This is a genomic window from Mycobacterium toneyamaense (assembly GCF_055384815.1).
The window spans coordinates 4,453,842-4,475,571 of the sequence record NZ_AP040333.1 but is presented as its reverse complement, the minus strand read 5'-3'; the positions used below and the strand labels follow the sequence as shown (position 1 = coordinate 4,475,571).

The following is a 21,730-nucleotide window of genomic DNA, read 5'->3' as shown; positions in this document are numbered from 1 at the left end:
CCCCGCCCGCCACTAGGGTCGTCCGCATGGCTGACGATGACCTCCGCGACTTCGAGCGCACCGAGTTCACCCACGATGGCACGACCCGCACGGTCTTTCGGAAGGGCACCGGTCCGGCCGTCATCGTGATCGCCGAGATACCCGGCATCACGCCCAAGGTTCTCGACTTCGCCCGCAAGGTCGCCGACCTGGGTTGTACCGCCGTGCTGCCGCACCTGTTCGGCATCCCCGGCCTGGATCCGAACGCCAGCAACCTGGCGGCGCTCAAGGCCATGGGGTCGGCGCTGCCGTCGTGCATCAGCAAGGAGTTCACCATCCTCGCGACCGGAAAGACGTCGCCGGTGGTCGATTGGCTGCGCGCGTTGGCCCGTGCCGAACACAAGCGGTGCGGTGGCCCCGGCGTCGGCGCCATCGGCATGTGCTTCACCGGCGGCTACGCCCTGGCCATGGCCACCGACGACGTCATCCTGGCGCCGGTGCTGTCCCAGCCGTCGATGCCGTTGGGCCTGACCGCCAAGCAGCGCCGCAACATCGACATCTCGCCGGCCGACCTGGAGGTCGTCAAGGGCCGGTGCGCCGCGGGCCTCAACGTCATCGGCATGCGGTTCAAGAGCGACAAGCTGGTGCCGGCAGAGCGTTTCGACTTCCTGCGCGAGCAGCTGGGTGACGCCTTCATCGCCGTCGAACTCGAGGACTCCGACGCCAACCCGGATGCGCGCCTGGCGCCGCACTCGGTGGTCACCGAGCACCTGATCGACGAGCCGGGCCAGGCCACCCGGGCGGCGCTGGACCAGGTGCTGGATCTGTTCCGGACGCGGCTGCTGCTGGCGGACGAGCCGGCGGGCTAAAAGCGACGATCCGGCGCAAGATGGACAGATGACCACCCTGACGCTGGATCAGATCAAGCAGGCACCGAAAGCGCTGTTGCACGATCACCTCGACGGCGGGCTGCGTCCCGCCACGGTGGTGGAGCTGGCCGAACAGAGCGGCTACGGCGACCTGCCCACCATGGACATCGACGAGCTCGCGAAGTGGTTCCGCACCCAGGCGCACAGCGGATCGCTCGTCCGGTATCTGGAGCCGTTCGCGCACACCGTCGGCGTCATGCAGACCACCGATGCGCTGTACCGCGTCGCGTACGAATGCGTCGAGGATCTGGCCGCCGACAACGTCGTCTACGCCGAGGTGCGGTTCGCGCCCGAACTGCACATCGACGGCGGTCTGGTGCTGGACGAGGTCGTGGACGCGGTGCTGGCCGGGTTCGCGGACGGCGAGAAGGCGGCGGCCGCGGCCGGGCAGGTGACGACGGTCCGCTGTCTGGTCACCGCCATGCGGCACGCTGCCCGGTCTCGCGAGATCGCCGAGCTCGCCATCCGGTTCCGCGACCGCGGTGTGGTCGGCTTCGACATCGCCGGTGCCGAGGCCGGCTACCCTCCGACCCGCCACCTCGATGCCTTCGAATACATGCGGGGCAACAACGCGCGGTTCACGATTCACGCCGGCGAGGCCTTCGGCCTGCCGTCAATACACGAGGCCATCGCGTTCTGTGGCGCCGACCGGCTGGGCCACGGCGTCCGCATCGTCGACGACATCGAGGAGGGGCCGGACGGCACCTTTCACTTGGGTCGGGTGGCGAACATCGTGCGGGACAAGCGAATTCCGCTGGAGATGTGCCCGAGCAGCAACGTGCAGACCGGCGCCGCGGCCAGCATCGCCGAGCATCCGTTCGACCAGCTGGCGCGGCTCCGCTTCCGCGTCACCGTGAACACCGACAACCGCCTGATGAGCGACACCACCATGACGCAGGAGATGGCGCTCCTCGTGAACGAGTTCGGCTACGGCTGGACCGACCTGCAGCGGTTCACCATCAACGCCATGAAGTCGGCCTTCATCCCGTTCGACGAGCGACTGGCGATCATCGACGACGTCATCAAACCGCGCTACGCCGTGCTGGTCGGGTAGCTGTCGGTCGGGGCGTCGTCGACGAAGCCGGAGCGCCCGGCCGCGCCCGCCGACACCGGCTCCTGCCGGGCGTTCCGCTGGAACGCCTTCGGCACGAACTTCTCGGTGTTGTACCTGCCGCGCGGGTGCACCACCTGCGGCCACCAGAACCAGCGGCCGAGCAGCACCGCGATCGACGGCATCAGCAGCGACCGCACGATGAAGGTGTCGATCAGCAGACCGATCGCGATGGTCGAACCCATCTGCGCCAGCACGATCAGCTTGCTGGCCATCATGCCGGCCATGGTGGCCGCGAACACCAGTCCGGCCGACGTGACGACACCGCCGGTGCCGGCCATGGAGCGGATGATGCCGGTTTTGAGGCCGGCGTGGATCTCGTCCTGGAACCGGGAGACCAGCAGCAGGTTGTAGTCCGAGCCGACCGCCAACAGGATGATGACCGACATCAGCATGACCAGCCACTGCACCTGGATCCCGAACAGGTCCTGCCACAACAGCACCGAGATACCGAACGACGCGGCGATGGAACTGCCCGCCGTGCCGACGATCGTCAGGGCCGCGACCGCGCTGCGCGTCAGGATGAGCATGATCATGAAGATCAGCGTCAGCGATGACACCACGGCGATCATCAGGTCGTAGCGGGCGCCGTCGGCCATGTCCTTATAGGTCGCCGCGACGCCGCCGAGGTAGATCTTGGCGTCCGACAACGACGACATCTTCAGGGCGTCCTGGGCGGCCTTGCGTTCGGACTCGACGCGGTTGATGCCGTCGACCGTCGCGGGGTCGGTCTGGTGCGTGATGAACATGCGCGCGGACTTGCCGTCCGGCGACATGAACATCTTCAGGCCGCGCTGGAAGTCCGGGTTCTGGAAGGCCTCGGGCGGTAGGTAGAACAGGTCGTCGTTCTTGGCGCCGTCGAAGGCAGCACCCATCGACAACGCGGTGTCGTTCATGGCCTGCATCTGGTCGATGAGGGCCTTCTGCGAGTTGTACGACGCCAGTGACAGGTCACGGCTGGTCTTCATCGACGCGATGGTCTGGGGGAGCAGCGCCGTCAGCTTCGGTGCCAGGTCGGCCAGCTTGTCGGTGTTGACCTGGACGTCGCCGGTCCGGTCGGTCAGCTCATCGATGCCGTCCAGGGAGTCGAACACCGACCGCATCGCCGCGCACATCGGGATGTCGAAGCAGTGCGGTTCCCAGTAGAAGTAGTTGCGCATCGGCCGGAACTGGTCATCGAAGTTGGCGATGTTGTTGCGCATCTCCTCGGTGACCTCGAGGAGCGCCTGCGACTTACGGGCCGAGTCCTGTGTCAGCTTGGTCTGCTCGAGCGACAGCGCGTACTGCTTTTCCAGGATGCTGATCGACACGTTGGTGGCGTCGACCATCCGGAGCTGGTCCTCCAGCTGCTTGCGCTGGAACGGCAGGTTCATGTTGCTGGTCTGGCCCGAGACGCTCGTCTGGAACGGAATCGAGCTGTGCTGGATGGGAATTCCCAGCGGCCGGGTGATGCTCTGCACCATGGCGATGCCGTCGGTGTGCATCACGTTGCTCGCGATCTTGTTGAGCACCAGCATGTCTGCGGGATTGCGCATGTCGTGCGTCGACTCGACCATCAGGATGTCAGGGTTCATGCGGGCCTGCGTGAAGTGCCGGTCGGCGGCGGCGAAACCGACGTTCACCGGAGCGTCCTCAGGCAGGTAATAGCGGTCGTTGTAGGCCGGTTTGTAGCCGGGGATGGCGACGATGCCGACCAGCACCACGAACAGGCTGGCCACCAGAATCGGTGCGGGCCACCGCACGACGGCCGTCCCGATGCGGCGCCAGAAGCGGCTCTGCGGCGGTCGCTTGGACTCGTACATCCCGACGCGGCTGCCGAGGTACAGCACGGCCGGGCCGAGCGTCACCGAGATCGCCACCACGACGAGCATGCCGATCGCGACCGGTGCGCCCATCGTGGTGAAGTACGGCAGGCGGCAGAAACTCAGGCAGTACGTCGCGCCGGCGATGGTCAGGCCGGAACCCACGATGACAGGGGCGACGGACTTGAACGTCGCGTAGTACGAGTCGTCCCGGTCCAAGCCGATGCCGCGGTCTTCGCGGTACCGCCCGAAGATGAAGATGCCGTAGTCGGTGGCCGCGGCGATGGCCAGCATCGTCAGGATGTTGCCCGCGAAGGTCGTCAGCCCGAACACGTCGTGGGTGGCCAGCACCGACACCACGCCGCGTGCGGTCAGCAGCGCCAGGAACGTCAGGAACAGCTGGACCAGGGTGGTCCGCACCGAGCGGTAGACCACCAGCAGCATGCCGGCGATCGCGGCCAGGGTGATCAGGGTGATCATGACCAGGCTCGCGTTGCCGATGACGTGCATGTCGTCGGTCAGCGCGGCGGGACCGGCGACATGTGCCTGCACCCCCGGCGGCGCCTTCGTCTCCTCGATGACCTTGCGGACGGCGTCGACACCCTCGTTGGCGAGCGTCATGCCCTGCTCGCCGGCGAGGTTGATCATCACGTAGGACGCCTTGCCGTCGGCGCTCTGTGCACCGGCCGCGGTCAGCGTGTCGCCCCAGAAATCCTGGATGTGCTGGATGTGCTCGGGATCCTGCTGCAGTTTGCGGATGATCTCGTCGTAGTACTTGTGGGCGTCCGGACCGAGCGGTTCCTTGCCCTCGACGACGATCATGATCGTGCTGTTGGAGTTGAACTCCTTGAAGTTCGCGCCCATCAACTTCATCGCGTGCATCGACGGTGCGTCCTCGGGCGCCATCGGCGCGGCATGCAGCTCGCCGACGACCTCCAGCGGCGGCGCGATCACGTTCACCAGGACGGCGATCGCGACCCAGAACAGGATGATCGGCACAGACAGGATGCGCAGCGCATGGGCGAACTTCGGCCGCTTTTCCGCCGTCTCGTGCTGTGTCTCAAGTGTTTCGGTCATGCGGACTTCACCAGGCAGTAGGTCTGGGCGTTGACGCCATCGGCGGACTGCTCCTCGCGGACCGTCCCGTTCACCGTGACGCGGCAGCCGATGTGGTCGCTGCTCTGCTCACTGTCGCTGCGCGCCATCAGGTTTGCGCTGACGGTCGGCAGCGTGGTGGACAGGGTGACGGACCAGGGCAGCACGGCGCTCACCGAGTGCACGTTGGCGTCGGGATCGAAATAGCTGATCTCTGCCGAACTTCCCGGCGGCCCATAGACCTCGTACACCAGGACCTTGGGGTTGAACTGGACGATCTCGACGCCTGCGCCGGCATGGGCGTTGAGGTTCTCCGACCCGAACTTCGCGTGCAGGCGGGACACCACGAGGCCCGACACCGCCAATACGGCCACCAGGACGAGCGGTATCCAGACTTTCTTCAGCAGGCCCTTTGATTCCGACCGCACCCGACCACCTTCCGCTCAACACGCGCTGACCGAATCCCCGACGATCAAGCTGCTGCCTTCGCCTGCGCTCGGCAGGCGGCTCCGCTCACTCAGCGGATTCTTGGGAAATTCTTACGCCTTGCTAACTAATTTTGCAACGCGGCGTAGTTGTGTGTCGGCTGTGAGCGCGCGCGGTGGCCGGGCGAGTCGGGGTTTCAGTCGGACAGAACGGCCCGCAGCGCGTCGGCGAATTCGCCGGGCGCACTCATGAACCCGCCGTGATCGCCCGGGAAGACGACGGGCTCGACGCCCAGCAGGCGGCACAGCGCCAGCGAGGTGCCGTAGGTGATGAGATGTTCCGACTCGGCGCCGATGCCCACGACGACCCGGCCGGCCCGCAACGCCTCAACATCAGGCAGATACGTTGTGGTGCAGAGCAATTCATGGTTGAAGAACCGGGACAGGTCGGCGAGTTGCTTGGTCATCTCATCGGGAGCGGGCGGCGGCCCCTGCGGCCCGGGAGCGCCGTCGTCGGCCTGATCGAAGCCCGCCGTCGCCATGAACTTCGCCATGGCCGCGCCCGGCCCGTCGCTGTGGAAGGTGTCGATGATCTCCCGCGTCGCGGCGCGCTGCCTGGCGGCTTCCGAGGCCGGCAACAACTCCAGCAGCGGCGGCTCGTGCGCGATCAGCGTCCGTACCCAACCGGGGTACTTGGCGGCCAGCGCCAGGCCGGTCACCGCGCCGCCGCTGGAGCCGAACACGTCGGCCGGACCGGCACCGAGATCCTCGAGGACCGCGGCGACGTCGTCGGCCCGCAGTTCGGGCGTCGAGTCCTGTGCGGGATCGTCGATGGGGCTGGCGCCGAGTCCCCGCGGGTCGTACGTCACGACAGTGTGGTCGGCGGCCAGGGCATCGGCCACCGCGGCGAACTCCGATGCCGTCATGGGCGAACCGATGACGGCCAACACCGGCCCGCTGCCCCGCACCTCGTAATGCAGCGTGGCGCCGGGAACGGCGAGATTTCGGATGATGGGCTGGGCGCTGGTCTGGGTCATGTCAGTGCAGACCCGACCGACCGGCCTAACTCATCGCACCGCGCGTCATTCCTGACGCAGCCGCGACTCGACGAAACGCTCCAGGGTCTCCCACTGGGCGACGGCCTCGGCGTACGGCTTCGACGGGGCGCCGACGGTCTCGGGCTCCAGCACATGACCGACGAACTTGCCCAGCGGCTGGCTGGTGGTCAGGTACTTGTCGGCGGTGCCGTCCTCGGCGTAGTCGCACACGTCGCGCACGAACTCGACCGCCAGGTCCAGCTGCTCGCGGTCGACGGCCTCGGGGCCGTCGGCGATGTCGTCGGACAGGCCACTGAGCACGTAGACGTTGTCCTCGGTGACGCGGATCTGCAGCGAGCCGTCGGTGGCAGCGGTGCGGATGTCGCTGTAGGCCTCGAAGCTGGACAGGTCGCTCTCGTGCTCGTCGGCCAGGTAGCGGGCCAGCGTGCGCTCCGAGCCGAACACGCTGATCCGGCCGTTGCGGCCGAGGAACCGCGGCTGGTCGTTGTAGTAGCAGCGCAGCGTGTAGAGCGTGGCGCCCTTGGTCATGATGCGGATCGGGTCGATGCCGACGCGCTCCCAGAAGTCCTCGTCACTGCCGAGCAGCTGCCGCTCGGCCTGCGCGGTGAGGGCCGCCTCCTCGGAGTCGGTGTCGACCTCGTCCTCGATGACGACGTCGTCGACGTCGGTCTCATCGACCTCGTCGAGTTCGTCTTCTTCGGGCTCGGGTGCGGGCTCGTCGAGTTCGGCCTGGGCCTTCTCGGCGGCCTTGGCGTCGACCTCGGGGGTGGTCACCAGGGCGTCGATGGCGTCGAGCACATGGTCCCAGCTGCGGCCGACGGCAGCCTCGATGTCGGCCCAGCGCTTACGGCCGGCCCGGCCCGAGTAGGCCTCGGCGCCGCCGCCGAGCGTCGACAGCACGGGGTTGCCGTTGAAGAACTTCGCGACCGCGATCAGGTCGCAGACCGAACCGAGCGCGCCGACCACCTGGAGCGTCCGCCGCAGCGAGGTGACGGACTCCTCGGTGGGCTTCTCGGCGACCAGCTCGGGCACGCCGACCAGGTCGTGGATGTGGCTCTCGTCGGGGTTGAGGCGGTGGGCGTTGGCCTCGCCGAGCGCCTTCCACTTCGGATGGTCGGCGAGGTCGTTGTCGGTGTTGGTCCGCACGAAAGCGGCCAGGTCCGCGACGGATTCGAAGGCGTAGAGGTCGTCGCCGTGACCCAGGAACGCTTCCCACTCGTCGTCGGAGTCGCGCCACAGCGGCGCCCACAGGGTGTACAGATCGCCATTGGTCAACCCGAGCCGAACCGGCACGATGTCAGCAGCCATGCGGCACAGCCTATCGACGTGCGGGTCGGGCCACGCTGGGGGCATCTTGTCGGTGCAGATCGTCGCGCAGGTGGCGCAGGGCGGTGGTGACATCAGCGGTGGCGTCGGCCCTCGACAGCTCGGCAGCCGTACGCCGGAACACCGCGAGCGCCGCGCGGGCGCGGGCCATCGCGTCGTCGTATTCCGGCTTCATCTATGGGCCGCATTCCTCATCGCGCTCGTTCCTCGCTGCTTGATCGTCATGCGGCGGTGTCATGCCGTCGGGCGGAAGAAGCCGTGGAAACCCTGATTCAGGTTGGTCGTCCGGATGGGGGACAGCTGAACCGGATCGCCCGCCTCGACCATGAGACCGTTCCCGACGATCATCGCGACGTGGCCGTCCCACACCGCGAGGTCGCCCGGGCGCAGCGAGCCACGGTCGACGGCGGCGCCCACATCCTGCTCCTGCGCCAGCCTCGGCAGGTCGAGTCCCGCTTCGCGGTATGCCCACTGCGTCAGGCCGCTGCAGTCCAGGCCAACGCCGGGCGTCGTGCCACCCCACACGTACGGCACGCCGAGCTGGGTGAGGGCGTGCCGCACCGCGTCGGCGGCGACCTTGTTCGGTGCGGTGGCGGTGCTGCCGTCGGGCAGCGTGACGGCCTCACCGGCGCCGAACTTGCCGGGGTCGGGTGGCCGGCGGTGGTTCCGTGTGCTGAGTGCGGCTTGCGCAGCGTGCGCTGCGGGAGTCGCGAGGGCGCCGAGTCCGCCGGCCCCGGTCGCACCTTGGCCACCGGATGCACCCAGGCCGGGCAGGCTCACAGCCGGGCCGGATCCGCTTGTCTCCCACGCCGATCCGTGACTCTGGGGTGCGGGGGCACTCGTCGTCGCGGTGATCTGCTCGGCCTGCGTGGCGAGTTCGGTGTGCAGCTCGTCGACGACACTGATGGCCTCAGCCAGGGCCCGGCCGGCTTCGTCGACGAGCGCGGCGGCGTCGGCAGGGGATTCGAGAGTGGCTTCCAGTTCGGTCGCGCGGGCCTCGAAGTTCTGGAGGATGGTTCGGAGGCGCTCGCGGGCCCGGGCCACCGCGGCAGCGGCCCGTTCGGTGTGCGTGCTCAGTTGCCCGGCCGTCATCGCCATCGCCACGATGGCGGTGACCGCCGCGCTCGCGAACTGGCCCGCACTGCCTGCCGCCGTGCCGGTCCACTGGTCCTGGGTCCGCTGCCATCCGTCGTCGGCAGCGGCGGCCACGCCGTCGAGCCCGGACTGCACCGCACGCAGGGCGCCGGCCGGATCCGCGCCCGAGAAGCCGGGGCCCACCAGTGCCTGCACGTCTCGGATCGGCGCGGCCAGCGCGGCTGCCAGGGAGCCCGTCACCACCAGGTTCCGATCCGGCCGCCGACGTTGTCGTCGGCGTCGACGAAGGTGTTCGCGGTGGCGACGGCGGTCGTGGCGCCGGAGTCGAGATGCGCGCTGAGGCGGTACGCCAACTGGGCCTGGTGGTGCGTCGCCTGTGCGAGTGCCGCGGCGAAGGCCTCGCCCACGGGGCCGAACACGTCGAACTGTCGGGCGATGGCGGTCAGGTCCGCGGCGTGCGTGGCCAGTTCGGTGCTGTGACCGCGGTAGTCCGCGGACAGGTTGTGCAGGGCTGACGGGTCCACGGTCAGGTTTCGGATCATGTGGATAAGACGGGCGCCGCGCCCGTTCGGTTCCATTAATGTTGGCGCCCATGGACGTCCGGGTCGTCGATCACCCTCTGGCCGCGGCGCGGCTGACCACTCTGCGCGACGAGCGCACCGACAACGCCGGGTTCCGGGCGGCGCTGCGCGATCTGACGCTGATGCTGGTCTACGAGGCCACGCGCTCGCTGGCCAGCGAGGAGCTGCCGGTGCAGACCCCGGTCGCCGTGTGCACCGGCTCGCGTCTGTCGAACCCGCCACTGCTGGTTCCGGTGCTGCGGGCGGGCCTGGGCATGGTCGACCAGGCACACGCGCTGATTCCGGAGGCTCAGGTCGGCTTCGTCGGCATGGCGCGCGACGAGACGACGCACCAGCCGACGCCGTACCTGGAGTCCCTGCCGGCCGACCTGAGTGGCCGGCCGGTGATGGTGCTCGACCCCATGCTGGCCACCGGCGGGTCGCTGGCGTACACCCTGCAACTCCTGGTCGACCGCGGGGCCGACGACATCACCGCGGTGTGCGTGGTGTGTGCACCGGAGGGAATTGCGTTGGTGGAGAAGGTGGTTCCGTCACTGCGACTGTTCACGGCCACCATCGATGCCGCGCTGAACGACGATGCCTACATCGTGCCGGGCCTGGGCGATGCGGGGGATCGGCAGTTCGGTCCGCGCTAGTGGACGATCGGCCCGGTCGGGGTCGGTAGCGGGGTTTGGGTCGGCCGGGGAACCGCGTCGGGCAGGTTCGGCTTGCCGGTGGAGTCGACGGACACCGTGCCGCCCCAGGCCATGAGAGCGCCGGTGTTGCAACCGCCTTCGATTCCGGTGGCGAAGACGCTCACCTGCATCGCGCCTGCCGACATGTGGGCATGCGGGCCCACGGCGGTCTGACCTGGGCTGAGCCGGTAGCTGCTGCTGAGGGTGCCCGGAGTTCCTGCGGGACTGACCGAGAAGCGCACCGAGATATCGGAACAGCCGTCGGCGGCGTTGGTGAAGGACGGCTGCACCCAGTCGTCGGTCGGAAGGTCGAAGCGGAGCACCGCCGGCTGCCGGCAGTCCTGCACGGTGGCAGGCCGACAGTACGTCGAGATGTACTGCTCGGCGTGGACCGCGGCCGCCGGTGGGGCGAGAGCGATGCCCGCAGTACCGATTCCGCCGATCAGGACCGTCGCGGCGCCACCGCAGCGGCGAGCGAGTGTGTTGTCCGACATGCCGACACCTCTTTCCTCCGTTGAATCGAGGCTAAGTCGCACAGGAGCCCGCCGGATATAAGGGATCTCCCTACGGTTCGGCGTCAGGCCGGGGCCAGCAGGCCGGTGACCACGGCCTCGACGTCGCGTAGTTCGGCTGCGGCCGACGTCCGACCGGTCGCCAGATCGGCGGTCGGCGGCTTGCTGACCTCGATGTAGCACTTGATCTTTGGCTCGGTTCCCGACGGGCGCACCGCCACCCGCAGGCCACGGCCGGTGAAGACCAGGGCGTCGGTGCGCCGTTTTCCGCGCAGCTCGGCCAGGTCCTCGGTCCGGACCGGGACACCGGCGATCTGGGCCGGCGGCTCGGCGCGCAGGCGGGCCATCACCGCGTCGGCGTCGGTGTGCACCGAGACCGCGCCGGTGGCGTGGACGCCGAATTTCGTGGCCAGGGCGTCCAGTCGATCCTGCACCGTCTGGCCCTGATGGCGCAGCGCCACAACCAGATCGCAGAACACCACGGCCGCGCTGATGCCGTCCTTGTCGCGTACGGCATCGGGGTCGACGCAGTGCCCGATGGCCTCTTCGTACGCGTACCGCAGCGTGGCGCCAGGGATGTCCTGGTCGGCGCGCGCCAGCCATTTGAAGCCCGTCAGCGTTTCGACGTGGTGGGCCCCGTGGTCGGCGGCGATCTTCGCGAGCAGCTGAGATGAGACCAGTGAACTGGCGACGACGGTGGTCGCGGCTTCCTCGGGAGTCAGGTTCGACAGCAGATAATCGCCCAGCAGCCAACCGGTTTCGTTGCCGGACAACAGGCGCCAGCCGCTCGTGGTCGGGATGCCCACGGCGCAGCGGTCCGCGTCGGGGTCCAGGGCGATGGCGACTTCGGCGCCGGCCTCGGCGGCGAGGGCGAGCAGCAGGTCGGTGGCGCCGGGCTCCTCGGGGTTGGGGAACGCGACGGTGGGGAAGTCGGGATCGGGTTCGAATTGTGTTGCCACCGTCCGGATATCACTGATACCGGCGCGGTTCAGGACGTCGATCGCCAGCGCGCCACCGACACCGTGCATCGCGGTCAGCGCCACCCGGACCTCGCCTTGTGTCCGGCGTAGTGACCCGGCCCGGCGCGCGTACTGCTCGATGAGGGTTTCGTCGACGGGCGTGACGGGCTGCCGGGCGATGCCGGTCGGTGCCTGCCGCATGGCCGTTTCGATGTCCCGGTCGGTGGGTGGGACGATCTGGATGCCGCCGTCGAAGTACACCTTGTAGCCGTTATCGGCAGGGGGATTGTGCGAAGCGGTGATCTGTACGCCGGCAACGGCGTCGAGCTGCCGCACCGCGTAGGCCACGACCGGGGTCGGCGCGGGGTGGGGGAGAAGGATGACGGAAAACCCTTCGGCGGCAAAGATTTCCGCGGTTGCGGTGGCGAATTCGTCGGAGTGGTGCCGGGCGTCCCGGCCGACCACGACCGTCGACCCGCCCAGGCAACGGTCCTTGAGCACCTGCGCCACGGCCCACGTCGCGCGGCTGACGGTGGTGACGTTCATGGCGTCGAGGCCCTCACGCATGGGGCCACGCAGGCCCGCGGTGCCGAAGGTCAGGGGTGTGTGGTTCACGGGGCCATTGTGCTCGCAGTGGGCGGACGTATGCGGCGACGTTGGAAAGATGACGACGGGACTATCTACGAGTGGGACAGCCAGCACGGCAAGGTTGAGGTCTACAACAAGCGTGGCGTTCATCAAGGCGAATTCGACCCGGACACGGGTGCGCAGACAAAGCCAGCAGATCCCGGACGGAAGGTGGAGCCGTAGTGCTTACGTGGTGGCTTCAGGGTTTTGACCGCACGACGGAGCGACTAGTGCAGGAAACTCATCTGACCCGTCTGACGGTGGCTGCGATTCGCGAGATCCTGCGGGTCGACGATGACATTCCTGTGGAGCCCTTTGACTTCGATGTTCCGAACCTCGATGCGGTTCGATCACTGGCGGAGTATGCGGATCAGCCGATTGCAATCGATGAAGCGCTCATCTATCAGTTGGGTTGCTACGAGGGCTCATAGAAGTTTCGAAACGCCTGAATCGGCTTTCGTTGGGCGTTGCCTCCATCAAAGCTTGGTGTCGCTGTCTCACAACCGCGCCAACACCTCGGCCAGCAGCGTCCCCATCCGGGTCGCTGACTGGCGTCCGGCCTCCAGGACTTCGGCGTGGCTCAGCGGCTCACCGGTCATGCCGGCCGCCAGGTTGGTCACCATCGAGATGCCGAGCACCTCGGCGCCGCCGGCGCGGGCCGCGATGGTCTCGTGCACCGTCGACATGCCGACCAGGTCGGCGCCCAGGGTGCGCAGCATCCGGATCTCGGCGGGTGTCTCGTAGTGCGGGCCGGGCAGCCCGGCATACACGCCTTCGGTCAGTGACGGGTCGACCGCGCGGGCCAGTGCCCGCAGCCGCGGCGAATAGGCGTCGACCAGATCGACGAACTGGGCGCCGACCAGAGGCGACCGCGCCGTCAGGTTCAGGTGGTCGCTGATCAGCACCGGCTGGCCCACCGAGTACTCCGCGCGCAAGCCGCCGGCGGCATTGGTCAGCACCACGGTGCCCACACCGGCCGCGATGGCGGTGCGCACCGGGTGCACGACATGGCGCAGGTCGTGGCCCTCATAGGCATGGATGCGGCCCAGCAGGACCAGCACGTTGCGGCCGCCGACCTGCAGCGCGAGTGCCTGACCGCCATGACCCGACGCGGTCGGTGGGGTGAATCCGGGCAGGTCACCCATGGCGATGGTGGCTGACGGCTCGCCCAGCACGGCGGCGGCCGGGGCCCAGCCGGAACCGAGGACGACGGCCACGTCGAAGCCGGCGATTCCGGTGCGGTCACGGATGGCGGCGGCGGCCGCAGCGGCGGCGGAGTCAGGGGTGGCCTGCGGATCGGTCACGGCGTCCACCTTAGTTGCCAGCTGCGGCCGAACAGGCCGGTGCGATACTTCCATGATGTTGACGGGAGACGCTCTGCAGACGGTCACCGATGCCGTCGCGCGTCACCGTGCCGATTTGATCGAGCTGTCCCACTCGATCCACGCCGAACCGGAACTGGCTTTCGCGGAGCACCGCAGTTGCGCCAAGACCCAGGCGCTCGTGGCCGAGCGCGGCTTCCACGTCACCCCGGCCGCCGGCGGCCTGGATACCGCGTTCCGTGCCGACTACGGCAGCGGTGAGCTGGTGATCGGCATCTGCGCCGAGTACGACGCGCTGCCCGGTATCGGACATGCGTGCGGGCACAACATCATTGCCGCGTCGGCGGTCGGCACGGCACTGGCGCTGGCCGAGGTCGCCGACGAGATCGGCATCACCGTGGCATTGATCGGTACGCCCGCCGAAGAGGCCGGCGGCGGAAAAGCGTTGCTGCTGAACGCAGGGGTGTTCGACGACGTCGCGGCATCGGTGATGCTGCACCCCGGTCCGGTCGACATCGCGGGGGCGCGGTCCCTGGCGCTGTCCGAGGTGTCTGTGGCCTACCGCGGGCGCGAGTCGCACGCCGCCGTCGCGCCCTACCTGGGCATCAACGCCGCCGATGCGGTGACGGTCGCCCAGGTCGCGATCGGGCTTCTGCGTCAGCAGTTGACGCCCGGTCAGATGGTGCACGGCATCGTCACCGACGGCGGTCAGGCGCCGAATGTGATTCCGGCGCATACGGAATTGCTGTACACGATGCGGGCCACGGACTCCGCGTCACTCGACGAACTGGAAGTACGCATGTTCTCGTGCTTCGCGGCCGGCGCCTTGGCGGCGGGCTGCACGCACGAGGTGACGGAGGTGTCGCCGCGGTATGACGCGCTGACGCCCGATCCGTGGTTGACGACGGTGTTCCGCGCCGAGATGGAGCGTCTCGGCCGGACGCCGCTGCCGGTGGACCTGGAAGTGTCTGTGCCCCTCGGCAGTACCGACATGGGCAACGTCACGCAGGTGATGCCGGGAATCCACCCGGTCGTCGGGATCGAGGCCAATGGCGCGTCGATCCATCAGCCGGAGTTCACCGCGGCGGCGGCGGGGCCGAGTGCGGACAAGGCCGTCACCGAAGGCGCGATCATGTTGGCGCGCACGGTGGTTGCACTGGCGCAGGCACCTGACGAGCGGGCCCGGGTTTTGCAGAAGATGGCGGACCGGGCGGCGGTTCAGCGACAAGTGAAGGCAGGGCGCGGATGACCCTCTCGGACCACGCCGAGCGCTGGCTGGCCACGAACTACGACGACCTGGTCGGCTGGCGGCGGCATCTGCACGCCAACCCCGAGTTGGGCCGGCAGGAGTTCGAGACCACCAAGTTCGTTGCGACGCGGCTGGCCGAGGCCGGGTTGAACCCGAAGATTCTGCCCGGCGGTACCGGCCTGACGTGCGATTTCGGTCCCGAGGACCGGCCGCGGATCGCCCTGCGCGCCGACATGGATGCGCTGCCGATGGACGAGCGCACCGGCCTGCCGTTCGCCTCGACCGTGCCCAATGTGGCGCACGCCTGCGGACACGACGCGCACACCGCGGTGCTGCTCGGCACCGGGTTGGCGCTGGCGTCGGCGCCGACGCTGCCGGTCGGTGTGCGCCTGGTGTTCCAGGCCGCCGAGGAGCTGATGCCCGGCGGCGCGCTGGACGCGATCTCCGCGGGTGCACTGGCGGGCGTGTCGAGAATCTTTGCGCTGCACTGTGATCCGCGGCTCGAGGTCGGCAAGGTCGCCACCATTCCGGGTCCCATCACCTCGGCCGCCGATCAGATGGAGATCACCCTGCACTCGCCGGGCGGGCACACGTCGCGCCCGCACCTGACGGGTGATCTGGTCTACGCGCTCGGCTCGCTGATCACCGGGGTGCCCGGCATCCTGTCCCGCCGCGTCGATCCGCGGCACAGCACCGTCATGGTGTGGGGCGCGGTCAACGCCGGATTCGCGTCGAACGCCATCCCGCAGACGGGCACCCTGGCCGGGACCATCCGCACCGCCAGCCGTGATGCCTGGGTCGAGATGGAATCGATTGTCCGCGAGATCGTTTCGTCCCTGCTGGCGCCGCTCAACGTGGATCACACGGTGCTGTACCGCCGTGGCGTCCCGCCGGTGGTCAACGAGGAACTCTCGACGCGCATCATGACCCACGCCATCGAGGCGCTGGGCCCCGACGCCTTGGCCGACACCAAGCAATCCGGTGGCGGCGAAGACTTCTCGTGGTATCTCGAGGAGGTGCCGGGGGCCATGGCGCGCCTCGGCGTGTGGCCCGGCGTCGGCCCGCAGTTGGACCTGCACCAGCCGACCTTCGACCTCGACGAACGCGCCCTCGCCGTCGGCGTCCGGGTCCTCGTCAACATCATCGAACAGGCCGCCGCTTTCTAACTGCGAGCGTGGGTGTCTGCTCCTAACCGCGAGCGGCCGTGTTTGTACGCCGACACGCCGTGTTTCGCGTGCATCTTGGGGCCGCTCACGCTCGCCGAGGGGCCGTGAACTGCGCACCTGATCCACGTGCCGCGAAATTCCACAGTTCGTGATTGATCCACAGATCGTCTGATGCGCCTTTCGGCCACAGCCGTGGAAGCCGAGCATCAACGACGTGGACGCCGACCTTCAAGCACTACTCGACCTCCAGGACGGGGTAGCCACCAGCGCTCAGATCCTGTCGAAGCTGTCCCGCAGGACCTTTGACTCGTATCTGAAAACTGGTGCGCTCGAACGTATCTGGCAAGGGATCTACTCGCGGGGTGAACCCGACGACTGGACGCGGCTGCGCGGCCTGGACCTCTCGGCCGGCAAGCCGGTCCCGGTGTGTCTGGGGACGGCGGCGGCCCTCTACGGATTCGACACCGAGAATCCCAAGGACCTGCATGTGCTCAATCCCGCAGGTTCACATCTGCGGCACGCTGATGGACTGATGATCCATCGCCGCGACGGCGCACCGATGGTTGTGGAGCAGGGCCGGCCCGCGACCGCGCCGGCGTGGACTGCGATCGAAGTAGCACGCTCGCTGCGAAGGCCACGTGTACTGGCGACGCTCGATGCTGCTCTGCGTTCCGGCACCTGCGACCGGGTGGAGTTGTCGCGGGCGGTGACCAGGCAGGCCGGACGTCGCGGAATCGTCATCGTGAGGGAGATGTTGCCGATCGCAGATCCACGCGCGGAGTCGCCGATGGAGAGCGAGGCGCGCCTCGTGATGATCGACGGCGGCCTACCGATGCCCGAACTGCAATACGAGGTCATCGACGGCCGGGGAAAGCTGCGTCGGCTGGATTTCGCGTGGCCGCAGTACATGGTCGCCGCAGAGTACGACGGATTGGATTGGCACAGCGGACCGGACGCGATGTTGGCCGACCGCGAGCGCAGTTCGGCACTGATGGACGTCGGATGGACGGCGATCTCGATGGTGTTCGAGGACGTCCGCTACCGCCCGGACGACCTCGTCGCGCGCATCAACGCGAACTTCGGGCGCGCTCGCGCCGCCTGAGCGGCCCCAAATTGCACGCGAAACACGGTGTGTCGCTGTACAAACACGGCCGCTCGCGGGAAAGAAAAAGGGACTAGGGCCCGATGTTGCGGGAGGGGCGGGTGCGGAGGTGGTGGACGTAGTCCGCGGGGGCGCCGGCGATCTCGGCGGCCTCGGCCATGACGCCGAGGTACCGCGCCGAGGGCAGCCCGCCTTCCCAGGCGTCGACGACGTACATCCAGGCCAGCACGGGGTCGGTGGAGGTGTCCGACGACACCCGGTGCACCCGGCAGCGGATCTTCTTGTGGATCCCCAGCTCGGAGCCTTCCCACCGGTCCAGGCGTTCCTCGTCCTCGCGCGTCATGTCGTAGAGCACGACGAAGACCTTCGAGAGCGGATCCTCGACCAGCGTCGCCAGCGCGCCCTCCCAGCCGATGTCGGCGCCGGCGAACGTCAGTCGCCAGCCGTGCAGCCACCCCGTGGCCGCCATCGGAGAATGAGGCGCCCGCTGAAGCATCTGCTCCGGATGCATGTTCGATCCGTAAGCGGCGTAGAGCGGCACTCGGCAAGCCTACGGCTTGTTGTCCGGCGACCAACACCCAACTCGGGGTTAGATGTAGCCGTGGCTACCCGCATCGTGATCATCGGCGGCGGTCCCGCCGGATATGAGGCCGCCCTGGTCGCCGCCGGTTACGGCCGTGAGGCAACCGAGGTGACCGTCGTCGACCGCGACGGCATCGGCGGTGCCTGCGTGCTCTGGGACTGCGTGCCGTCCAAGACCTTCATCGCGTCGACGGGCGTGCGCACCGAGCTGCGCCGCGCCGACGGGCTGGGCTTCGACATCAAGATCGAGGACGCCAAGATCTCGTTGCCGCAGATCAACAACCGGGTCAAGACGCTGGCTCGCAGCCAGTCCGTCGACATCGGCGGGCAACTGCTGCGCGCCGGCGTCAACGTCGTGGCCGGCCGCGGCGAGCTCGTCGACAGCATCCCGGGAATGGCGCACCACCGGGTCAAGGTCACGACGCCCGACGGGCGGTCCGGCGTGCTGAAGGCCGACGTGGTGCTGATCGCCACCGGCGCCAGCCCCCGGGTCCTGCCCAACGCGGTGCCCGACGGCGAACGCATCCTGAACTGGCGGCAGCTGTACGACCTCACCGACCTGCCGGAGCACCTGGTCATCGTGGGCTCGGGCGTCACCGGCGCCGAGTTCTGCAACGCCTACACCGAACTGGGCGTCAAGGTCACGGTGGTGGCCAGCCGCGACCAGATCCTGCCGCACGAGGACTCCGACGCCGCCGCGGTGCTGGAGGAGGTGTTCTCCGAGCGCGGTGTGACGTTGGTCAAGAACGCGCGCGCCGATTCGGTGGTCCGGACCGAGACCGGCGTCAAGGTCAGCCTCGCCGACGGCCGCGTCGTGGAGGGCAGCCACGCGTTGATGAGTATCGGGTCGGTGCCCAACACCTCGGGCCTGGGGCTGGAGAAGGCCGGCATCGAACTCGGGCCGGGCAATTACCTGACGGTCGACCGGGTGTCGCGCACCAAGGCGCCGGGCATCTACGCCGCGGGCGACTGCACCGGCCTGCTGCCACTGGCCTCGGTGGCCGCCATGCAGGGCCGCATCGCGATGTATCACGCACTGGGTGAAGGGGTTTCGCCGATCAGGCTGCGGACGGTCGCCGCCGCGGTGTTCACGCGCCCGGAGATCGCCGCGGTCGGCGTGCCGCAGTCCGCGATCGACGCCGGCACGGTGCCGGCCCGCACCCTGATGCTGCCGCTGAACACCAACGCGCGAGCCAAGATGTCGCTGCTCGAGCACGGTTTCGTGAAGATCTTCTGCCGCCCGGCCACCGGTGTGGTGATCGGCGGCGTCGTCGTCGCGCCGATCGCCTCCGAGCTGATCCTGCCGATCGCGCTGGCGGTGCAGAACCGCATCTCGGTGACCGATCTGGCGCAGACGCTGTCGGTCTACCCGTCGCTGTCGGGCTCGATCATCGAGACGGCCCGCCGGCTCATGGCTCACGACGATCTGGACTGACACGCGAACCGCACCGACCACGTAGGCTCGGTCACGCAAGGCCTACCGACGAGTAACCACGAGGAGTTCCGCCGTGAGTGACCCGATTCCCGGTCCGGGCAATGGTCAGACCCTGCTGAGTCCCGCGCAGCGCGACACCGCATGGAACCGGTTGGGCTCCGAGCAGTTCGACGTCATCGTGATCGGCGGCGGTGTCGTCGGCGCCGGTGCGGCGCTCGACGCGGCGACGCGCGGCCTGAAGGTCGCCCTGGTCGAGGCTCGCGACTTCGCGTCCGGCACTTCCAGCCGCAGCAGCAAGATGTTCCACGGCGGCCTGCGCTACCTGGAGCAGCTCGAGTTCGGCCTGGTTCGTGAGGCGCTGCACGAACGCGAACTGTCCCTGACGACGCTGGCGCCGCATCTGGTGAAGCCGTTGCCGTTCCTGTTCCCGCTGACCAAACGGATCTGGGAACGTCCCTACATCGCCGCCGGCATCTTCCTGTACGACCAGCTCGGCGGAGCCAAGTCGGTGCCGGCGCAGAAGCACCTGCTCAAGGCCGGGGCGCTGCGGCTGGCACCCGGGCTCAAGCGCAGTTCGCTGATCGGCGCGATCCGCTACTACGACACCGTCGTCGACGACGCCCGGCACACCATGACCGTCGCCCGCACCGCGGCGCACTACGGCGCCGTTGTCCGCACCTCGACGCAGGTGGTGGCGCTGCTGCGCGAGGGCGACCGGGTCACGGGCGTGCGGGTCCGCGACTCGGAAACCGGTGCGGTGACCGAGGTGTGCGGCCACGTGGTGGTCAACGCCACCGGCGTGTGGACCGACGAGATTCAGGCCCTTTCGAAGCAGCGCGGCCGGTTCCGGGTCCGCGCCTCCAAGGGCGTGCACATCGTCGTCCCGCGGGACCGCATCGTCAGTGAGGTGGCGATCATCCTGCGTACCGAGAAGTCGGTGCTGTTCGTCATCCCGTGGGGGACGCACTGGATCATCGGCACGACCGACACCGACTGGAACCTGGACCTGGCGCACCCGGCGGCGACCAAGGCCGACATCGACTACATCCTCGGACACGTCAACAAGGTGCTGGCGACACCGCTCAACCACGACGACATCGACGGCGTCTACGCGGGTCTGCGCCCGCTGCTGGCCGGTGAGAGCGAGGAGACCTCGAAGCTGTCCCGCGAGCACGCGGTCGCGGTGCCGGCCCCGGGCCTGGTGGCCATCGCCGGCGGCAAGTACACCACCTACCGGGTGATGGGCGAGGACGCCATCGACGCGGCCAGTGAGTTCGTGCCGACGCGGGTGGCGCCGTCGATCACCGAGAAGGTGCCGCTGCTGGGTGCCGACGGCTACTTCGCGCTGATCAACCAGACCGAACACGTGGGCCAGCACTATGGTCTGCACCCCTACCGGGTGCGGCACCTGCTGGACCGTTACGGCTCGTTGATCGGTGAGGTGCTGGACATGGCGGCCGACCGGCCTGACCTCTTAGAACCCATCACCGAGGCGCCGGTGTACCTGAAGGTCGAGGCCTGGTACGCGGCCGCGGCCGAGGGCGCACTGCACCTCGAGGACATCCTGGCGCGCCGCATGCGGATCTCCATCGAGTACCAGCACCGCGGCGTCGACTGCGCCCGTGAGGTCGCGGAAGTTGTTGCGCCCGTGCTGGGTTGGAGTGCCGAGGACGTCGACCGCGAGGTCGCCACCTACCTGGCGCGTGTCGAGGCCGAGGTGCTGTCGCAGACGCAGCCCGACGACGAATCGGCCGACGCGCTGCGCGCGGCGGCTCCCGAGGCCCGGTCCGAGATCCTCGAGCCGGTGCCGCTCGATTGAGCCTGCCCGTCCGTCCCGGATACGAGGGGATCGGGCCCGCCCGGCTACGGGTGCACGGTGGGCCGGTGCTGGCTGAGCTGCGGTCCCGGTTCGGCGACGAGGCGGCCGCCAAAGTGCTTGCCGGCGAGGTGCTTTGCGCCGACGGGTCGGTCGTCTCCGACACCACGGAGCTACCGGCCGGCGCGTTCATCTACTGGTACCGGGACCTGCCCGACGAGGTCGTCGTCCCGTTCGACGTGCCGGTGCTGTACCGCGACGACAACATCGTCGTGGTCGACAAGCCGCACTTCCTGGCGACCATGCCGCGCGGTGGGCACGTGGTGCAGACGGCGCTGGTGCGGCTGCGCCGGGCCTTGGGACTATGGGAACTCTCACCGGCACATCGGCTGGACCGGCTGACGGCCGGTGTCCTGGTGTTCACCGCACGGCGCGAGGTCCGCGGGGCGTATCAGACGATGTTCGCCTCGGGCGAGGTGTCCAAGACGTATCTGGCCCGATCGTCGGCTGGGACACTCGCCGGGCCCGTCGAGCTGCGGAACCGAATTGTGAAGCGGCGCGGGTCTTTACAGGCCGTCATCGAGCCCGGTGAGGTGAACGCGGTGACTTTCGTCGAGTCGCTGGGGGACGGGCTGTTCCGGCTGACGCCGGCCACCGGCCGCACCCACCAGTTGCGCGTGCACATGAACTCGCTCGGGCTGCCCATCGACGGTGATCCGTTGTACCCCACGGTGCTCGAGGTTCCTGTCGGCGACTTCTCCACGCCGCTGCAGTTGTTGGCCCACCGGCTCGCATTTGTCGATCCGGTGACCGGAGAGCAGCGGGAGTTCGTCAGTGAGCGGACGTTGGCGAACCGGCCCGAATAACCCCTGTGTTCTACTGCTA

22 protein-coding genes are annotated in these 21,730 nt (G+C 68.5%); 11 read left to right on the top strand and 11 right to left on the bottom strand.

All coding sequences use genetic code 11. The annotated features are described in order from the left end of the window. Positions 1–26: 26 nt before the first annotated feature. Together ACZ5IQ_RS21570 and ACZ5IQ_RS21565 are read left to right on the top strand one after the other, a co-directional pair. Positions 27–848, top strand: coding sequence for a dienelactone hydrolase family protein (locus ACZ5IQ_RS21570; protein WP_464480235.1), 822 nt, complete (start codon positions 27–29; stop codon positions 846–848). Positions 849–876: 28 nt separating this feature from the next. Beyond that, positions 877–1,962: an adenosine deaminase gene (locus tag ACZ5IQ_RS21565; RefSeq protein WP_464480234.1), complete on the top strand. Its 1,086-nt coding sequence runs from the start codon at positions 877–879 to the stop codon at positions 1,960–1,962. Here ACZ5IQ_RS21565 and ACZ5IQ_RS21560 read toward each other — a convergent pair. From ACZ5IQ_RS21560 to ACZ5IQ_RS21530, 7 genes are all read right to left on the bottom strand, one after another. After that, positions 1,941–4,898 (bottom strand): MMPL/RND family transporter, encoded by a 2,958-nt coding sequence (locus ACZ5IQ_RS21560; protein ID WP_464480233.1) that lies wholly within the window; start codon positions 4,896–4,898, stop codon positions 1,941–1,943. The two genes, ACZ5IQ_RS21565 and ACZ5IQ_RS21560, sit on opposite strands and share 22 nt — an antisense overlap. Beyond that, positions 4,895–5,344 carry an MmpS family transport accessory protein gene (locus ACZ5IQ_RS21555; protein ID WP_406775043.1) on the bottom strand — a complete coding sequence of 150 codons (450 nt, stop codon included), beginning with the start codon at positions 5,342–5,344 and terminating at the stop codon, positions 4,895–4,897. The genes ACZ5IQ_RS21560 and ACZ5IQ_RS21555 overlap by 4 nt, the downstream gene beginning before the upstream one ends. 194 nt (positions 5,345–5,538) lie before the next feature. Then, positions 5,539–6,378, bottom strand: coding sequence for an alpha/beta fold hydrolase (locus ACZ5IQ_RS21550; protein WP_464480232.1), 840 nt, complete (start codon positions 6,376–6,378; stop codon positions 5,539–5,541). 45 nt (positions 6,379–6,423) lie between these two features. Further along, a complete protein-coding gene (gene satS / locus ACZ5IQ_RS21545) occupies positions 6,424–7,707 on the bottom strand; it encodes a protein export chaperone SatS (RefSeq protein WP_464480231.1) in 1,284 nt (427 codons plus the stop codon). Between the two features lie 10 nt (positions 7,708–7,717). Continuing rightward, on the bottom strand, positions 7,718–7,900 hold the full coding sequence (locus ACZ5IQ_RS21540) for a hypothetical protein (protein WP_406804195.1): 183 nt from the start codon (positions 7,898–7,900) through the stop codon (positions 7,718–7,720). Positions 7,901–7,959: 59 nt separating this feature from the next. Continuing rightward, entirely contained in the window at positions 7,960–9,060 is a 1,101-nt protein-coding gene (locus ACZ5IQ_RS21535; RefSeq protein ID WP_464480230.1) for a C40 family peptidase, read from the bottom strand. Further along, a complete protein-coding gene (locus ACZ5IQ_RS21530; protein WP_464480229.1) occupies positions 9,057–9,362 on the bottom strand; it encodes a type VII secretion target in 306 nt (101 codons plus the stop codon). Before ACZ5IQ_RS21530 ends, ACZ5IQ_RS21535 begins: the two co-directional genes overlap by 4 nt. Positions 9,363–9,412: 50 nt before the next feature. Between ACZ5IQ_RS21530 and upp the strand changes: the two genes are divergently transcribed. Then, positions 9,413–10,036: a uracil phosphoribosyltransferase gene (upp, locus tag ACZ5IQ_RS21525; RefSeq protein ID WP_464480228.1), complete on the top strand. Its 624-nt coding sequence runs from the start codon at positions 9,413–9,415 to the stop codon at positions 10,034–10,036. Here the strand turns inward: upp and ACZ5IQ_RS21520 are convergent. Beyond that, the gene (locus ACZ5IQ_RS21520) at positions 10,033–10,569 is read right to left on the bottom strand and encodes a hypothetical protein (RefSeq protein WP_346417035.1); all 537 of its coding nucleotides are present in this window, start codon (positions 10,567–10,569) and stop codon (positions 10,033–10,035) included. The genes upp and ACZ5IQ_RS21520 overlap by 4 nt on opposite strands. An 83-nt stretch (positions 10,570–10,652) precedes the next feature. Further along, positions 10,653–12,212, bottom strand: coding sequence for a phospho-sugar mutase (locus ACZ5IQ_RS21515; protein ID WP_464481497.1), 1,560 nt, complete (start codon positions 12,210–12,212; stop codon positions 10,653–10,655). Between ACZ5IQ_RS21515 and ACZ5IQ_RS21510 the strand changes: the two genes are divergently transcribed. Continuing rightward, positions 12,192–12,356 carry a colicin E3/pyocin S6 family cytotoxin gene (locus ACZ5IQ_RS21510; protein WP_406775096.1) on the top strand — a complete coding sequence of 55 codons (165 nt, stop codon included), beginning with the start codon at positions 12,192–12,194 and terminating at the stop codon, positions 12,354–12,356. The genes ACZ5IQ_RS21515 and ACZ5IQ_RS21510 overlap by 21 nt on opposite strands. Next, the gene (locus ACZ5IQ_RS21505) at positions 12,356–12,604 is read left to right on the top strand and encodes a DUF7683 domain-containing protein (protein ID WP_464480227.1); all 249 of its coding nucleotides are present in this window, start codon (positions 12,356–12,358) and stop codon (positions 12,602–12,604) included. Before ACZ5IQ_RS21510 ends, ACZ5IQ_RS21505 begins: the two co-directional genes overlap by 1 nt. A 66-nt stretch (positions 12,605–12,670) precedes the next feature. Here the strand turns inward: ACZ5IQ_RS21505 and ACZ5IQ_RS21500 are convergent, their stop codons facing one another. Further along, a complete protein-coding gene (locus ACZ5IQ_RS21500) occupies positions 12,671–13,531 on the bottom strand; it encodes a purine-nucleoside phosphorylase (RefSeq protein WP_346417032.1) in 861 nt (286 codons plus the stop codon). Position 13,532: 1 nt separating this feature from the next. Between ACZ5IQ_RS21500 and ACZ5IQ_RS21495 the strand changes: the two genes are divergently transcribed. The 3 genes from ACZ5IQ_RS21495 to ACZ5IQ_RS21485 all read left to right on the top strand — a co-directional run bounded on the left by ACZ5IQ_RS21495 (position 13,533) and on the right by ACZ5IQ_RS21485 (position 17,012). Next, the gene (locus ACZ5IQ_RS21495) at positions 13,533–14,744 is read left to right on the top strand and encodes a M20 family metallopeptidase (protein WP_406804199.1); all 1,212 of its coding nucleotides are present in this window, start codon (positions 13,533–13,535) and stop codon (positions 14,742–14,744) included. Beyond that, entirely contained in the window at positions 14,741–15,910 is a 1,170-nt protein-coding gene (locus tag ACZ5IQ_RS21490; RefSeq protein WP_318986384.1) for a M20 family metallopeptidase, read from the top strand. Before ACZ5IQ_RS21495 ends, ACZ5IQ_RS21490 begins: the two co-directional genes overlap by 4 nt. A 214-nt stretch (positions 15,911–16,124) precedes the next feature. Then, complete coding sequence (locus tag ACZ5IQ_RS21485; RefSeq protein ID WP_406775035.1) at positions 16,125–17,012, top strand: hypothetical protein; 888 nt, start codon at positions 16,125–16,127, stop codon at positions 17,010–17,012. Positions 17,013–17,085: 73 nt separating this feature from the next. Here the strand turns inward: ACZ5IQ_RS21485 and ACZ5IQ_RS21480 are convergent, their stop codons facing one another. Continuing rightward, on the bottom strand, positions 17,086–17,553 hold the full coding sequence (locus tag ACZ5IQ_RS21480; RefSeq protein ID WP_267318214.1) for a gamma-glutamylcyclotransferase family protein: 468 nt from the start codon (positions 17,551–17,553) through the stop codon (positions 17,086–17,088). A 60-nt stretch (positions 17,554–17,613) separates the two neighbouring features. Between ACZ5IQ_RS21480 and ACZ5IQ_RS21475 the strand changes: the two genes are divergently transcribed. From ACZ5IQ_RS21475 to ACZ5IQ_RS21465, 3 genes are all read left to right on the top strand, one after another. Next, positions 17,614–19,029, top strand: a complete 1,416-nt coding sequence (locus ACZ5IQ_RS21475) for an NAD(P)H-quinone dehydrogenase (protein ID WP_318986386.1) — start codon at positions 17,614–17,616, stop codon at positions 19,027–19,029. A 73-nt stretch (positions 19,030–19,102) separates the two neighbouring features. Further along, the gene (locus ACZ5IQ_RS21470) at positions 19,103–20,848 is read left to right on the top strand and encodes a glycerol-3-phosphate dehydrogenase/oxidase (RefSeq protein ID WP_318986387.1); all 1,746 of its coding nucleotides are present in this window, start codon (positions 19,103–19,105) and stop codon (positions 20,846–20,848) included. Positions 20,849–20,850: 2 nt separating this feature from the next. Next, on the top strand, positions 20,851–21,711 hold the full coding sequence (locus tag ACZ5IQ_RS21465) for a pseudouridine synthase (protein ID WP_371824580.1): 861 nt from the start codon (positions 20,851–20,853) through the stop codon (positions 21,709–21,711). The last annotated feature ends 19 nt before the right edge of the window (positions 21,712–21,730 follow it).